Genomic DNA, 15,748 nt, shown 5'->3' with positions numbered 1-15,748 from the left:
GTTAAGAACGATGCTTAGTGAACCCGTTGCCCGGGCAAAGCTCCTTCGTCGACACTCAAGATAAACACGTCAGCGCCTCCTGGGCCGGATGCAGCGACCATGCCCTCGCTCATGCCAAAACGCATTTTGCGTGGTTTGAGGTTGGCGACCATCACGACCATGCGGCCGACGAGTTGGTCCGGATCGTAGGCGGCTTTGATCCCTGCGAAGACCTGGCGGGTTTCATCGCCACCGAGCCCGAGGGTGAGTTTGAGCAATTTGTTTGCTTCGGGAACCTGTTCCGCAGTGATCACTCGCGCCACTCGCAAATCGACTTTCATGAAGTCATCAATCGTGATCTCGTCGGCCAGTGGTTCATCCTTGAGCGGTTGGTCGCTGTCCTGGAAGGTCGGTGTCGCTAAACCGGTGGCCTCGGCATCTGCTGCCGCTTCTACTTTGCTTTCTTCGATCATCTTTTCTAGATCCTCAATTTGGACTCGGTCCATCATGCGAGTGAATTTACCGACGCTGGAACCGACCAGCGGCGTTTGGCTTTGGTCCCAAGAAACGAGTTTGTCGCCGAGCAGTTCCCCACAGGAATCGGCCAGCGACGGCAGGACAGGGGCGAGATAGACGGCGAGCTGGCGAAATAGGTTCAGGGCCACCGTGCAAACATCCCGCAGTTCATCCTGCCGGCTTTCGTCTTTGTTCATTTCCCAAGGGCGTGCGTGTTCAACAAAGGGATTCGCCGCGTCGGCCAATTCCATGATCAGCCGCATTGCCCGGGCGTACTCGCACTGCTCGTAGGCTTCGGCGATCGCCTCGCCCTGCGCCGCCGCTTTGGCGAACAATCCACCATCCTCCGGATACGAATCGGAGAGTCCCGTTCGATGGGCGAATTTGCCCACTCGGCTGGCGAGATTGACGACCTTGCCGACCAAATCCGAATTCACTTTGTCGACAAATTCCGAGATCGAGAGATCCAAGTCTTCCACACGAGACGAAAGTTTCGACGCATAGAAATAACGCAGCGCCTTGGGATCGACGTGCTTCAAGAACGTTTCCGCTTTGACCAGCGTGCCATCACGCTTGGACATTTTCGTGCCGTTGACGTTCAGGAAACCATGGATATGGACCTTGGTCGGCAGCGAATAGCCAGCCGTCTTGAGCATCCCTGGCCAAAACAGGGTATGGAAATAGGTGATGTCTTTGCCGATGAAGTGGTGCACTTCGCAATCATCGCTCTTCCACCAATCAGCGAGTTGTTCACCGTTTCGTTGGCACCACTGCTGGGTGCTGGCGATGTATCCGATCGGTGCATCAAACCAAACGTACCAGTAATTGCCGGGTGAATCGGGGATTTCAAAGCCGAAGTAGGGTGCCGGGCGACTGACGTCCCAATCCCGCAACTCCTCGGCAAGAAAATGCCCCTGGAGGTAGTTGGCGGTCTCGCTCTGCAGCGCACCCGACGTCGCCACCCATTCCTGGAGGAAGCCATGGAGTTTTTCCAATTGCACGAACAGGTGCGGTGCCTCTTTGAGGACGGGCGTGGCGCCGCTGAGCGTGCTGATGGGATCGATCAGGTCCGTGGGGGCGTAGGTGTGGCCGCAGGTGCAGTTGTCACCCGCCTGGTCGGTCCGGCCACATTTGGGGCAGGTGCCACGGACGAACCGGTCAGCGAGAAAGGTTTCCGCTTCGGGATCGAAGAGCTGCTGAACGATTCTCTCGACGACCAGGTCTTGCGACCGCAGCGCCTGCCAGAATTCGCCACAGATCGCTTGGTTTTCATCACTATGGGTGCTGCCGTAGTGATCAAACTCGATCCCAAACCCAGCAAAATCTCGCTGGTGCGATTCGCTCATCTCTGCAATCAGGTCGAGTTCGCTGCGTCCCTCTTTTCGGGCCCGGATCATGATCGCCGTGCCATGGGTGTCGTCAGCACAGATATACAAACAGCGATGTCCGCGCAGCTTCTGAAAACGCACCCAGATATCGGTTTGCAAATACTCGACGAGATGCCCGATATGAATGGGGCCATTGGCGTAGGGTAACGCAGCGGTAACGAGTAGGCGACGCGACATGAGCAGTAACGCAGTCTCAACAAACAAGGCAAACGGGAGGATGGAGAAAACGGCAACAGGCATTCTTGCAAAGTCGCCGGGAATCGACCAGGACGGGCAATTCAGTCCAGTATTTGCGACTCCACCATATCGGCGAATAACAGCCCCTGTTCGGTCAATCGAATGTGGTGCCCACAGCGAATTAGGGTATCGGTTTTCACAAATCGATCGACAACCTCATCGATCGTGGCCGCGAAGTCGTATCCCACCCGCCGGTTAATTTCCTGGAGATCGATACCGTCGATCTGGCGGATTCCAAAGGCAGCAATTTCACGGGCATGTTGGTCCAGCTCAATGCGTTCACGCTCGGCAACCGCCGATCCCTGCGCGAGCACCTGTTTGAGATATGTCGTCGGGCTGCGATGATTCACGTCACGCCATCCATCAACAAACCGGGCTGCTGACGGTCCGACGGCGTACCAACCGTGGCCGTTCCAATACACAGAGTTGTGGCGACTGCGGGCTCCCTGCTTGGCAAAACTACTGATCTCATACTGTTGAAAACCCGCCGCAGTGAGTGTCTGCCGGGAGGCGTGATACATCTCGATGTCGGTATCCTCGCTGACCGGTTGCAGCGTCCCTTGCCGTCGCCGAGACCAGAACTCGGTTCCCTTTTCATAGGTCAATGAATACGTCGAGATGTGCTCGATAGGAAGTTCGCAGGCGGTATCGAGGTCCCGTTGCCAGGCCGGGGAGGTCTCGCCGGGGGCGGCGAAGATCAAATCGATCGAGATATTTCCGATGGACTCGCCGGCACGCCGGATCGCGGTAACCGCTTCCTCCCCACTGTGGCTCCGCTGCAGTGTCTCGAGTTTGGCATCGTCAAAGGACTGGACGCCCAGGCTAAGCCGATTCACTCCGCCCTCGACGAGCCCTGTGAGCGTCTCCGTCGTCAAGTCCTCCGGATTGGCTTCACAGGTGAACTCGGCGTCCTCGGCGAGCGACACTCGCTCGGACAGAATGTGAAAGAGCCGCCGCAGGCGGGGCGGCGTCAGTTGAGTCGGCGTCCCGCCGCCCAAGTACAGCGTATCGAGCTCAATCGGCGCCATGGTCATTGTCATTGTCGACCGACGGCTCCGCCCGTCGCGAGCCTCCCCACGATCTTCCCCCAGTTCTCCACGCCGCCCCTGGAGCTCCGAAAGCTCTCTCTCGACGGCGTCCAAAAATCGATCTTGCAGATCATCTCGACCAGCCAACACGCTGAAATTGCAGTACCCACAGCGATGCCGGCAAAAGGGGACATGCAGATACAGCGACTTCGGTACCGGCCAACCGCCGGGCGGATCAGCGGCTAAAGAAGGGTCGAAATCACTCGTTTTTTCCATGATCGCAGGTTCGTCCGTACCAAATCAGATGTCAAGGAGGTCGGTGATGGCTGCCAGACGGGAACGCCTGACCCGAAGCCGCCAACGGATAGGCAGATGCTAGGGTTTCGGTCAAGAAAGGTGGCTCATCCGACGGAAGCGTGCGCCCGAGGTTTTCAAGGCATGGCTCCCGTATCCAAGGATTTATTTGTGGGATGTGATTATCAATGTTAGACTGGCACTGCCGGGAGAAACGGAGCCGAGCTCGAATGGCGTGGACTTAGGGCGAATCTGGCGTGAAACAATTTTGAGCTAGCGAAGAACGGCATCCTTGTTGCATCGTGGTTTTTCTTCACAAAAATCTCAACACAAGCAAGGATGCCGTCGATGATTCGGTAATTGGAAAGAGTTCCGGCAGGATAAGAACGGTGACGGGACTTGGGATTTCAATCAGACGCGCACTGCGAACGAAGTCAACGAGATCACGGACATCAGCAACACGCCGAGCGACATCTGGGCGACCCCCGTTTACGACAGGAACGGTAACACGACAACGAACCCGCGTCCGGACCTGGGCACCGACGCGACGATGACAGCGACGTTCGACGCCTGGAACCGGATGACGAAGCTGGTCGATGACGCAACTTCGAACGTGCTCCTCGAAAATCAGTATGACGGCCGCAACTTCCGCGTGGTTGCCAAGGAGTACACGTCGGGAACGCTCGCTCGGACGCGTGACTACTACTTCACCGACGCCTGGCAGTGTGTGGAGGAACGCGTCGACACCTCCAATACACCACGGCGCCACTACGTGTGGGGCATGCGGTACATCGACGATCTCGTACTCCGAGACCGGGACATCTCGCCGTCGGGAGGACTCTTGAGTGAGCGACTGTACTACCTGGCCGATGCGAACTGGAACACGACGGCGGTAGTGAGCGATTCGGGTAGTGTGCAAGAACGCTACGAATACGGCCCCTACGGCAACCTGAGCATCTTCGAGGCCAACTTCACGCCACGGGCTGTTAGCACCTATGGGGTTCACTACACTTATACTAGCCGCGAGTGGACGCCGGATGCCGGGCTGTACTACTTCAGGAACCGCTGGTACGACGCGCAACTGGGTAGGTTTAGCTCCAGAGACCCTGTTACCGACCGAATTGCGGTCGCACTTTCTGCCAAATTATGACTGTATGGATTTGAGGCCCGAATTGGTCGTTTTGCCGAATTGCTGAGTATTTTGGAGAGCCCGTTTGTGGGTTTTGCGATGGGAGCGACCGAGTCGTGGCTCGACCCTGTTGTGCTCGGATTCGTGTGCGCTCAGCGCATGAAAAAAGCGCGATCGCTTCGGCAAAGCGGTCGCACTGATCGAGGTTGTCTGTAGAGATCGGATCGGCTTGATCGATTAGGCTGAGGACTTCCTCTGGCTGAGGTCCCGTTGGTATTGCACTAGCCAGTTGCTCAGGATGTCGACCGCCGGCAAGAAGTCGTGACCCTGCACCATCATCAGGTCGATGTTATTAAAATTCTCGCCGCAGCTAAAACAATGGGCGAGATTGTTCTTCGGGTTCACCGTCGCTCGAAGTTCTTTGCACGATGGGCATGCAAAGCGGAAGTAGCCATCGCTTTGTTTCGCAATCGGACCGTGCTGGCCGAGCCGAACGATCGTCAGTTTCATCGGTAGATCGTTGCGAATCGCGCGGAGTATTTCCTTGGTGATTTTCATAACAGGAGTTTGGAGTTAGAAGTAGGGGTTTGTAACAAGAGCATCTTTTGAGGCTTAAAAATCCGTCAGGTCGACTTCGTTTTGCCAGTGCGGCTGAAGTAACACGCGATTGACCAAGTCGATGTCGATCGTCGTGCCAGCTGTCGCGCGGACCGCTTCGAGCATCGACGCTAGGCACAGGTTGCGGCACTTGCGCAAGACCCCATCGGCACTGCGGATAATCAACTCGGTTGCCCCGGAGGTGAATGTGCTATGTGCGAGGCCGATCGAATCGAGTTCACGCTCGATGAACGCGCGCATCACATCGTCGTGCAACCGCTTGGTGATGACCGAATATGTCACCCGGCTTTTCAGATCTAAGTTGACCGCCAAGTCCAGATCGGCGAGCAACTCCGGCTGGCCCACCAGAATCAGGTTGTGATTCTTCGGGAAATCTTCCAGCAGCAGTCGCAATCGACGAAGGTTCTCCATCGCCATCAGATGGGCATCGTCGATCACCGTGACAAGCATCTTGCCACTGCGATTCAGGCTGAAGGCTTGCTGGATCAGCTTGCGTTCGCACTTGAACGCCGAGCTTTCAAACTCAATCCGAAACGCTTCGCAGAGGATTTTTACCGTGTTGGTGTAAGTGTGCAGCGTCCGTGCGACCGTGGCGACCAAGTACTCTTTCTCGGGAAGTTTTTTGAGTGATTCTTTGATGACGGATTTGCCGGTGCCGGGTCTGCCGACGACCAGACACAGACCGCCTTGTTGGCAGTGGACTCGCAGCGTGTCATAGATTTCCTGCTGATGTTGTAGAAGTTGGATGTCGCGTAGCGCGAAGGGGTTTTCGGACAAGCCGAAGTAAGAACGGATCATGGGAAGTTTGAGTGGTGAAGGAGGAAGGATGAAGAAGATGAGAGAACCGTGAGCTAACGCTCTTCGGCTGATGTTCTGCGTTTCATGCCGTTGGCGACGGCATCGAGCAGTCTCGCCTTGCCGATGCGTCGATCGTTTTCGTAGACGACGACTGCGCCTTTGTGATGTCGCTCATGCCGCAGCGTGACCTTCTTGCCACGCAAGTCGATCGGAGTTTCGTAACGCTCGCCTTGGAAGCTGAACGTGTTGTCCTTTTTGACACTGCGCATCGCCTCGGCGTAGAACAGCTCGTCAGTATCCTCCGACGGTGAGAGAAACCGGATCCGAGAAAGGTCCACACCGAAGCGATCGATCGGCTTCATCCCGAGGGTGGTGTGCACGGTGGCGTTGTAGTCATGTTCGACCCAGTGCGTGAACTGTTTGTTGAGTGCCTCGATCGAAGTGAGGTCGAGTTTGCGGATCAGAAATTGATCACGCACGCGGCGAAAGAATCGCTCGACTTTCCCTTTCGCCGCCGCATCTCGCACCGCCGTGTGACGAAGGATGCAGCCCACGCGCGCCGCAATCAGCGTGATCTCTTGGCTGCAATAGATCGAACCGTTGTCGACGTATAACTGTTCGGGCAAGCCTCGTTTGTAGAAGGCCGAGCGAAGAGCCTTGATCATCGAATCGGTGTTCTCCTCGAAGAAGAACTCACCATGACAGATCACACGACTGGCGTCATCGATCAGCGCGATCAGCTTGGCTTGCCGGCCACCGATGTGCGGTCCGAACATCGTGTCCGCCTGCCAAAGTTGATTGGCGTACTGCATGCTGAAGGCGAGCCGGCGTCGGTTTTCGCCTGGATCGTCCTTGAGTAATTCGTACTCGCGGACGAACCGGCAGAACGTGGTCAGAGCGATCTGGCTGGCGTGCAGGAGTCCCTTTTCAATGCAGAACCGATAGACGGCTGACTTGGTGGGCGTCCTCTTGTGCCCCGTTTTCGCAGAAACAAAGTGCGGCAGCGCGGTGTTGATCGCTTCGAGAACCTCTTCGGGTGTGACCTTGCGTGTCCGTCCTTTGTCGGCTCGCGGCGAGGCGTCCATGCCGGTGACACCGTGGTTCTTGTAACGGTAGTACCAGGTTTGGATGGTCCGCCAGGTGAACTGATGTTGGTCTCCCTGCTCATCGAGAAACGTCATGGCGGCGACGCTGTGGATTCTCTCGTGACGTGTTCTTCCGGCGGCGACCTCAATCGCTCCGAGGACTTTCATTTTGACGTAGACCGATGGTCGTTTCATGGACCGCTCCGCTGGGTTTGATTGACGAGTGACTGTTGACTGAAGTGAAATCGATTCATGAATTCGATTCGCTGGCGAGTCTAAGCGCGGTCGGCGGTGGATCTATCGTCGGGTTGTGTTGTCGAGCAGAAAGAAAGAATTTCCAAGCGTGAGGCACGATGGCAAATCGACCACCCGAGGCAGATGATGCTGGCCAGGATCGACAAGTTGCCGTGCGATCACGGGCCAGATCGGCTTGCCTAGGTGCGGCTCGCGGCGGGTCAGATGAAGAAGGCCTGCAGCGTGAGCTGGAAGGCGGCGATGGGATTGAGCCCGTGGCCAGTGAAGGCTTTGATCAGATGAGCGAGTGTGCTCTCAGCGGGCGTGTTGCTGGGCTGTGAGCCATCGATTTTTGACGGCGGGCACATGGTCGACAGCGTGGTCCGAATGGAGGACTGTGCATTCTGCAATCGTTTCCAAATTCGATAGGGTGCCGAATCGCTCATGCTGCTATTGAGCTTTTTGAATGCTTTGCGTTTGTTGCCGTTCGCGGCAGCTTCGTTGAGAAATGTCCAGAGTTGCTCGGCACTAAGAAAGAGCCGTTTGACCTTGTCAGCGATCCACGCGCTGAAGGTGCGTCCACATCCGGCGGCTTGATTTCGGTTGCTACAGAAGACCCTTCGTGCCCGAATGGATTTGTGGCGGACGTTGTTCTCGTCGTATCCGCGCAAGGCCCCATGACGATTAAGTGTGCCGACTTTCTTGCAGTGGGGGCACTGGGTGAGTTTGAGGTTCAGCAGGAACTCGTCACGCTCTGTTTGAGAGCGGAAGATTCTGGCTCGCACGGGCGCTGGCTCCTGAACTTGGAGAGGAAAAGTCCAGCAGGATAGTCGGTCGAATCACGGATTCGAACGAACGCGAACCGACTGCCTGAAAAGCAAGTCTGGGGGCGGGGGAGAGGCGGGGTACGATTTAGTTGAAGGGGGCGGGTTGCGAGAGACGCGGGGGGCGAGGCTCTGGTCTGCAGGCGGCGGGCTGCTGCCTACCGAATTACCGGTGTAAGAACAGTCCGTGACTACGACAACAATTCGGCAGAAAAAGACCGTCAAATGCGATCAGAGCGAGGTCGGTAACACCTAAGCTGCGGAGAGCGATTTTTGCCGCGATCGGTGCCCGCGGGTAGCCTGAAGGACATTCCAACCGGCGACTTTCAGCAGGGTACTCGTTGTCATTGCGGGCCGACCGCGAACCCGCAGGCGACTCAGGCCCGTCACGCGTTTCAGGATGCTGTTGGTCGCCTCAATGCCGCCTCGTTTGCGGTACTCCCGGCGAAACGTATCGGTCTCCTCGGCCTGACGCCGCTGGGCCAAACGCAAGTCTTTCCCATCAATCCGCATGTCATAAAGCATCGGGTCGCCTTGCATCGGACAACGCGACCGCAACGGACAACTGCGGCAATCATCGCTGAGCATCAGCAAGTGATGTTGGTCATGCATCTTACGGTAGTGGGCTCGATGGAGTTCCTTGCCAGCGGGGCAATGCGTGAAGCGATTCACCGACGCATCATAGGGGAAGTCCAGAGTCGTCAGTGGTTTCGAAGCATTCGGTGATAGGGTTTCCGCTTCGCTGACCTTTCCGCTGGTGGGACTGACAAGCTTGACCACGGGAGCAGAGGTCGCTTCATGATCCGGTTTCAGCGGACTGGTCCAACTTGCTCCGTTGGCACACTTCTGGAAGTTGTCGTCACTGCCATAGGCCGTATCGGCAAGCAGCGTCTGTGGCATCGATCCGCCTTGCGATTGATAGTGATCCAGGAGCCAGCCGATGGCGTGGCTGTCGTGGGTGCAGGCCGTTTCGACATGTGCGGCGACGATCAACTGAACGCAATTTTCGCTGCTGTAGGTCTCACTCAACTGAACCTGGTAGCCGCTGCCCTTGTGTCCGTCAAAGGTCGCATCGACATCAGAGGAGTTGCAGATCACGTCTCCGCCGGTATTCTTCTTCAGCTCGACTGTTCCGTCAGTGATCTCGCACTGCTGCTCCAGGATTTTGGCCATCGCTAGGTAGGTCGATCGTTGATGATGCTTCCGGTTGCGTCGGTAACGCTCGACCAAGTACAGCAAGTCCTCGGCCACGCTCTGACGAAGGGTGTCGATCTCGTCATCCTCAAGTTTCTTCCAGCCGAACAAGGCGTTTGCACCGGCTTCGTAGCGATCTCGAACGCTTCGCGGCAGGGCGTTATAGCTTCCTTCATCGTGCCGTTTGATTTGAGTCAAGAAACGTTTGATCGCGGTGACCATCAATCTGATGCGTCCGAATTTGGCCATGTTTGATTCGATGTGTGTCGAATCGAGTCGCTGCTTGGAGACGTCCAGTTCAAGCAGTTTGACCAATTCGGCGGTAACATCGTTCATGATGTCCGCTGCCAATTCATCTTCTCGAAAGAGCTCAATGTAACGCTCGATGGTGCGACGACACAGGCTCTGGTTCTCCGGTCGAAGGTTCAATGCGTACTGAACGTCCACGTTGAACATGTAAGCGTCGGCCGCTTCTTGGTGGGTCCAATCACGGAATTCCATCACAAAGAGCAAGGCGGCGACTGAGTAGAGTTCCTTGGTAGGTCGCCCGATGGCGGGATCAAAACGCTCGGCTAAGCGTCCCACAGGCATCAGTCGGAGGATGGCTGTGCGAAAGAGATGCTGCCAACCGTTGAGCAGTCTACGGTAACCGACGGGGGAAAGAATCTGCTCGTAAAAGTCGAACAGCTCCGTTTGCGAAGGGTCTTGTTGATATCGCACGATAGGACTCCGGGCCAAAGAACAGCCGAAATCCTAACGCAAAATCGACCGAGACCAAGCCCAAAGTCACCGAAACCAATGATCGACTTTTGTCACGCGTGTCCATGGATGCTGCCTACTTTATGGGTGGCCCTTTTCTAGCTCCTACTTTATGGGTGGCCCTTTTCTAGCGTTCACGCGGCAACGTCACCGAGCAGATTCAAGCGATCCGTCCCACGACGTCTGGAAAACTCCAGCCCAGCGACACGTTCTCGCAGTCGTCCTACACACGCCTGACGACTCAACAATACACCGATTGCTGCCTGCTGTCGTCCGTTCGTGTCTACCACAGCATCCCCGCCACGGGCCCAGGGCTGAGCGGCGATAATTACGATCAAACGACCTACGGCTATGACTTGATGCGGCGGCGCAATCGCAGCGTCTCGCCGGGAGGGACGATCACGCTGACGACATTTGACGCGCGTGGCCAAACCACCGGTATGTTCATCGGCACCAACGACAACGGCGCGACCGATAGCGACCCCACCGGCGGCGGTGCGATGGGCAATAACATGGTTCCAGTTCAATCCTTGATCTATGATGGAGGCGACGACGGTGGCGATGGCAATCTCACCCGCTCGGTCGACTTCGTCGATGCGCTGAACACGCGCGCCACCGACTTCGTCTACGACTGGCGGAATCGACAAACGGACATCAATGGAGAGCTGGATCGCTTCACGCGGCGCACGTATGACAACCTCAACCAAGTCATTCGCGTTGATGGCTACGACACCTCCGCGTCCGGCAATCTGATCTCTCGCCGCGAGACTCGGTTTGATAACCGTCGCCGCGCGTATCAGTCGATTCGCTATGCGGTCGACCCCAGCACCGGCACGGTTGGCAACAGCCTAACCGATAACACTTGGTTCGACGCGGTCGGCAACCAAGTCAAGACGCTCCCCGCGGGCGGTGGCGAAGCCTTCACCAAGCGAACTTTCAATGGCTTGGGGTGGAACACAGCGACGTACACCGGTTTCGGCGATGATTCGAGTTACGCGGATGTGTTCACCGTGGCCGGCGATGTGGTCTTGCAACAAGTGGAAACGGCCCAGGATGACGCGGGCAACGTGATTCAAACGACCCAGCGAGATCGATACCACAACGCTCCGGCCAGCCAGGCCGGTGCACTCGGTTCGCCTTCGCTCACGCCCAATGCCCGCGTCATGTACACCGCAACGTACCCGGACCCCATCGGTCGAACGATCGCAGGCGCGGCATACGGCACCGCCGGCGGTGCTGGGTTCATACGTTCGGCCACCATTCCCGCATCGAGCGATACCGTGCTAGTGTCGCGGCAAGCGTTCAGCCCTGCCGGGGATTTGCGAGACACTACCGACCCCGCCGGCAAAGTCATGCGAGTAAATCAAGACGATGCGGGACGTGACGTGGAGTTGATTAACAACTACGTCGCCTCCCCCGGCACGCCATCGAGCAGCACATCCTGCGCGCCATCGAACGATGTCAATCAAACGGTCCTCACGACCTACACCCCCGATGGAAATACAGAGACGATCACCGCAGTCAACGCGGAAACCGGAGACCAAGTTACGCAGTACATCCACGGCACAACTCTGGCGACATCGGCGATCGCCACGAGCCACCTACTGAGCCAAGAGATTTATCCTGATTCAGCGGGCCCTGCGGACCGAATCACGCACACCTACAACCGGCAGTCGGAGAAAACATCGCTCACCGATCAAAATGGCACCGTCCGGCAATTCGAACGAGACGCACTGGGCCGTCCCACCCAAGACCGCGTGACCACGCTCGGCGCGGGCGTCGATGGTAGCGTGCGACGGATCGAACGGGCATATGACGTCCGCAGTAACACCGTGCGAATCACGTCTTTTGATAATGCCGCAGTCGGCAGCGGTAGCGTCGTCAATGAAGTCACCTTTGAATTCAACGATTTCAGTCAGTCGATCGATTCCGGCCAGGCACATCATGACACGGTCCACCCTTCCGCGACGCCCAGCGTCAAAATGAACTATACTGATGGCAGTGCCAACACGATTCGCCCCACATCGATCACGTACCCCAACGGACGAACCATCACGCGCAACTACGGTACGACAGGTTCCATCACCGACAAGTTTAACCAAGTGTCCAGCTTGATCGACGATGATTCCATCGTGTTGGCTGAGTACGAATACATGGGTCTCTCCACGTTCGTCCAACAAACCAGTCCTCAACCCGACCTCCGCTACACGCTCATCTCGCCAACCCTGTCGACCGACCCAGACACCGGCGATATCTACAGCGGCCTGGATCGCTTTGGACGGGTGAAGGACGTTCGCTGGCGCGACGTCTCGGCAGGAACGGACCTATCGCGGATCGAGTATGGCTATGACCGGGCGAGTAACCGCACCTGGAGAGAAAACCCATCGGACCCCAACCGGGAACACGACTGGCTGTACGCTTACGATGGACTGCATCGCCTGTCATCGGCAGAACGCGGCCATTTGAACTCGGAGCATACTGCGCTGATCAACGATCAGTTCAGCCAGTGCTGGTCACTGGATCCGACGGGCAATTGGAAAGAGTTCCAACAAGACGACAACGCCGACGGCACCGCGGACTTGGTTCAAACTCGCACCGCCAATGCCGTCAACGAGATCACAGGCATCGCCAACACGACCGGTGCCGCGTGGGCGACGCCCACCTACGACCCCAATGGCAACTCGCTCGTTCAGCCCCGTCCCGACCTGGGGCCAGGTGCCAGCATGACCGCGACGTACGATGCTTGGAACCGCATGACCCGGCTCGTCGACAACGACACCTCCAACGTCCTCTTAGAGAATCAATTCGACGGTCGTAATTTCCGAATCGTCGCGAAGGAGTACGCTTCAGGAATACTGGCACGTACCCGAGACTACTACTTCACCGACGCCTGGCAGTGTGTCGAGGAACACGTCGACACCTCGAACACTCCACGCCGCCAATACGTTTGGGGGATGCGTTACATCGACGACCTCGTGCTCCGCGATCGCGACATCTCGCCCTCGGGCGGGATCTTGGGCGAGCGAATGTTTTATTTAGCTGACGCGAACTGGAACACGACTGCGATAGTGAGTGATTCGGGTAGCGTGCAAGAACGCTACGAGTACGACCCGTACGGTAACCTAGGCGTCTTCGAGGCCAACTTCGCGCCGCGAGCGGTTAGCACCTACGGCGTCCACTACACGTATACCAGTCGCGAGTGGACACCGGATGCAGGGTTGTACTACTTCCGCAACCGCTGGTACGACGCTCAACTAGGCAGGTTTAGCTCCAGAGATCCAATCGGGTACATGGACGGTCCTTCCCAGTACGTATATGTGCAGAATCAACCGTCAAATCGAGTTGATCCAGGCGGACTTGTTTCGGGTGCTCTGCCAAGTGGCGAGATGGGAGTTTCTGATCTTTGGGATTTCCCAAAGTTTGCTTGGCATTACTATTTTGGTGGGGGCAGGCCGTACAGCGTTGATGCGGAAGATATGTCGGTGTTTATCGCGGGCTCATCTAATGCGATGGGAGCTCTGCGCGGTATGGCGAGGAAGTCCGCTTTTGACAGCGTGGGAGCTTGCAATAGCTCAGTGCAAGTCCATGGAAATACGCGGATGAAAGGATTTGGCCTCAATGTTCCAAAGGGAAGCATTTGGGCGTTTTTTCAAGACAAGTATATTTTGAATACTGGAGCGGCCGATGCCAGTTGGAGTTGCACGGTCCAGCGAAGCTGCTGTTCAGACGGAAAGTCAACCAAGCAGTTGACGCTAAGTTGCAAGGTCAATGTTCAATATCGAGACCGCTTTGCAAACCCGTTCGACATTGGAGGTGAGTACCACGAACACGATCCAATCAAATATCAGAAGTGCTTAGACGATTGCGATCGCGGGCACAAACGGAATACGATAAAGTGGTTTAACTGTCGCAAGAGGTGCTATGAGAGAAACCCTCTAACTGAGCGATTTGGTGCCGCTGCGTTCAATATTTTTGGAGAGCACTCCGAGTCATTCAAAGAGTCTTTTGACTTCCCCTGCTGCGGTGAGTGAATCAAAGTGATATACACGTTTAAATCAATGTCCTGGCGATATTGTTTTGCGATCTTGGTTCTTGCGTTGATTCCGAGTTGTCATCAAGAACGCTCTCGTGTGGAGGTTCTCCAACACACGCGTGTTCAGGACGCTGTGATTGTGGATGTTTCGACGGGCGAAGAATTCAGTGGATATCCGTACGACAAAATAACTGATGTTATTGACGCTTTTGTGCCGTATCAAGAACTGGGCATCGGTTTCACATCAGATCCAGAGTACTCGTTGAAGGTATTTGCAGCGGGCAATTCGGCAGTCGTCGACTTTAAGTTCGTGGGCGATGAAATTGAGTTTTCTTTCGATGGTTACAGGTATCTGGGTGGCAACGCAAAGCTAGGAAAAGAGATCATCGCGAAGATTAAGATGCCCGTCACCGATTAGACCCAATACCGTTCAACGAAGCATAACTACTGTATCCTCAAAGAGTTTCGTCAACGGTGGTTGCTTGCGGTGTTCGGGGCGGCATTTGTTCCATTTGGACATTCTGCGTTTGATGACTCGCGGGTTGATGCGATTGCGGCGAAAAAGATTAAGGTGTCCGGTACCGAAAAAGATTAAGGTGTCCGGTACCGATTAGGTGGATTTCCACGCACTGCACTGGAGTGCGAGGGAACGGCTGCGCCGGGGGTCAGGCCTGCGTTTCAGGTTGCAAGTCGACCGCCGGTTGGTTCCATCCTTGATCCAGTGAGCCGCGAGCGGGCGTCGCGTACGAAGTGCAGGCGACGGAGCGATCCGCCGGGTGGAGCAAACCTACGATGTTCGCGGGAATGTCTCGGCGGTGACCTGTTATAATAATGCATCGGTCGGTAGCGGATCGATCGAGAATCAAATCACCCGGCAGTTCGATGGGTTCGGACAAGTGACGAAAACGTTCCAGTCGCACAGCGGCGCGGTCAACCCCGCCTCGACACCCAGCGTGGGACGGTCGTACACCGATGGCAGCGGGAACGTGCTGCGTCCCACCGCCACGCTCTATCCCAACGGGCGAGAAGTCACGCTCGACTACGGCAGCAGCGGCTCGATCACCGATAAACTGAACCAGGTGTCCAGCCTGATCGATGATGATTCCACCGTCTTAGCCGCCTACGAATACTTGGGTTTTGGCACCTTCGTCCAACAGGACAGCACCCAGGCCGATCTCCGTTACACCCTGGTCTCGCCAACCCTGTCGACCGACCCCGACACTGGCGACATCTACAGCGGTCTAGATCGCTTTGGTCGGGTAAAGGATGTCCGCTGGCGAGATGTCTCGGCAGGCACCGACCTATCCCGGATCGAATATGGCTATGATCGGGCCAGTAACCGCACTTGGCGAGAGAACCCGTCGGATCCCAACCGGGAACACGATTGGCTGTATCAATACGACGGACTCAACCGCCTGCAGTCCGCTCAACGTGGCCAGCTCAATGGCACGCACACCGCGCTCACTTCGCTCGACGCCGCTCAGTGCTGGACGCTCGACCCGACAGGTAATTGGAAAGAGTTCCGGCAGGATAAGAACGGTGACGGGACTTGGGATTTCAATCAGACGCGCACTGCGAACGAAGTCAACGAGATCACGGACATCAGCAACACGCCGAGCGACATCTGGGCGA

The 15,748-nt window shown here is 56.5% G+C and carries 11 protein-coding genes; 4 read left to right on the top strand and 7 right to left on the bottom strand.

Translation table 11 applies throughout. The features are described from left to right. Positions 1–14: 14 nt before the first annotated feature. Together metG and hemW are read right to left on the bottom strand one after the other, a co-directional pair. Positions 15–2,060 (bottom strand): methionine--tRNA ligase, encoded by a 2,046-nt coding sequence (metG, locus tag CA85_RS21530; protein ID WP_146393465.1) that lies wholly within the window; start codon positions 2,058–2,060, stop codon positions 15–17. 101 nt (positions 2,061–2,161) lie between these two features. Further along, positions 2,162–3,424 (bottom strand): radical SAM family heme chaperone HemW, encoded by a 1,263-nt coding sequence (hemW, locus tag CA85_RS21525; RefSeq protein ID WP_146393429.1) that lies wholly within the window; start codon positions 3,422–3,424, stop codon positions 2,162–2,164. A gap of 568 nt (positions 3,425–3,992) precedes the next feature. On the opposite strand from hemW, the gene CA85_RS21520 reads away from it, so the two are divergent. After that, positions 3,993–4,592: an RHS repeat-associated core domain-containing protein gene (locus CA85_RS21520; protein ID WP_146393428.1), complete on the top strand. Its 600-nt coding sequence runs from the start codon at positions 3,993–3,995 to the stop codon at positions 4,590–4,592. A 216-nt stretch (positions 4,593–4,808) separates the two neighbouring features. Here CA85_RS21520 and CA85_RS21515 read toward each other — a convergent pair whose 3' ends face one another. The 5 genes from CA85_RS21515 to CA85_RS21495 all read right to left on the bottom strand — a co-directional run bounded on the left by CA85_RS21515 (position 4,809) and on the right by CA85_RS21495 (position 10,044). Next, positions 4,809–5,129 carry a hypothetical protein gene (locus CA85_RS21515; protein ID WP_146393427.1) on the bottom strand — a complete coding sequence of 107 codons (321 nt, stop codon included), beginning with the start codon at positions 5,127–5,129 and terminating at the stop codon, positions 4,809–4,811. 54 nt (positions 5,130–5,183) lie between these two features. Continuing rightward, positions 5,184–5,987: an AAA family ATPase gene (locus CA85_RS21510; protein ID WP_146393426.1), complete on the bottom strand. Its 804-nt coding sequence runs from the start codon at positions 5,985–5,987 to the stop codon at positions 5,184–5,186. A 53-nt stretch (positions 5,988–6,040) separates the two neighbouring features. Then, entirely contained in the window at positions 6,041–7,267 is a 1,227-nt protein-coding gene (locus CA85_RS21505; protein ID WP_146393425.1) for a DDE-type integrase/transposase/recombinase, read from the bottom strand. 260 nt (positions 7,268–7,527) lie between these two features. Next, positions 7,528–8,091, bottom strand: coding sequence for a hypothetical protein (locus CA85_RS21500; protein WP_146393424.1), 564 nt, complete (start codon positions 8,089–8,091; stop codon positions 7,528–7,530). A gap of 291 nt (positions 8,092–8,382) precedes the next feature. After that, positions 8,383–10,044 (bottom strand): transposase, encoded by a 1,662-nt coding sequence (locus CA85_RS21495; RefSeq protein ID WP_146393423.1) that lies wholly within the window; start codon positions 10,042–10,044, stop codon positions 8,383–8,385. 398 nt (positions 10,045–10,442) lie between these two features. On the opposite strand from CA85_RS21495, the gene CA85_RS21490 reads away from it, so the two are divergent. The 3 genes from CA85_RS21490 to CA85_RS21480 all read left to right on the top strand — a co-directional run. Next, complete coding sequence (locus CA85_RS21490) at positions 10,443–14,114, top strand: RHS repeat-associated core domain-containing protein (protein WP_146393422.1); 3,672 nt, start codon at positions 10,443–10,445, stop codon at positions 14,112–14,114. A gap of 99 nt (positions 14,115–14,213) precedes the next feature. After that, positions 14,214–14,534, top strand: coding sequence for a hypothetical protein (locus tag CA85_RS21485; RefSeq protein ID WP_146393421.1), 321 nt, complete (start codon positions 14,214–14,216; stop codon positions 14,532–14,534). Between the two features lie 358 nt (positions 14,535–14,892). Further along, positions 14,893–15,748, top strand: an 856-nt coding sequence (locus CA85_RS21480; protein WP_222435498.1) for a hypothetical protein, incomplete at its 3' end; no start/stop codon positions are given.

The organism is Allorhodopirellula solitaria (assembly GCF_007859855.1).
GTDB lineage: Bacteria > Planctomycetota > Planctomycetia > Pirellulales > Pirellulaceae > Rhodopirellula > Rhodopirellula solitaria.
This window is presented reverse-complemented; position numbering and strand designations above follow the sequence as displayed.

Coding starts and splice junctions, on each gene's coding strand:
- metG (WP_146393465.1), bottom strand. CDS start 2,060: ATGTCGCGTCGCCTACTCGTTACCGCTGCGTTACCCTACGCCAATGGC.
- hemW (WP_146393429.1), bottom strand. CDS start 3,424: ATGGAAAAAACGAGTGATTTCGACCCTTCTTTAGCCGCTGATCCGCCC.
- CA85_RS21520 (WP_146393428.1), top strand. CDS start 3,993: ATGACAGCGACGTTCGACGCCTGGAACCGGATGACGAAGCTGGTCGAT.
- CA85_RS21515 (WP_146393427.1), bottom strand. CDS start 5,129: ATGAAAATCACCAAGGAAATACTCCGCGCGATTCGCAACGATCTACCG.
- CA85_RS21510 (WP_146393426.1), bottom strand. CDS start 5,987: ATGATCCGTTCTTACTTCGGCTTGTCCGAAAACCCCTTCGCGCTACGC.
- CA85_RS21505 (WP_146393425.1), bottom strand. CDS start 7,267: ATGAAACGACCATCGGTCTACGTCAAAATGAAAGTCCTCGGAGCGATT.
- CA85_RS21490 (WP_146393422.1), top strand. CDS start 10,443: ATGCGGCGGCGCAATCGCAGCGTCTCGCCGGGAGGGACGATCACGCTG.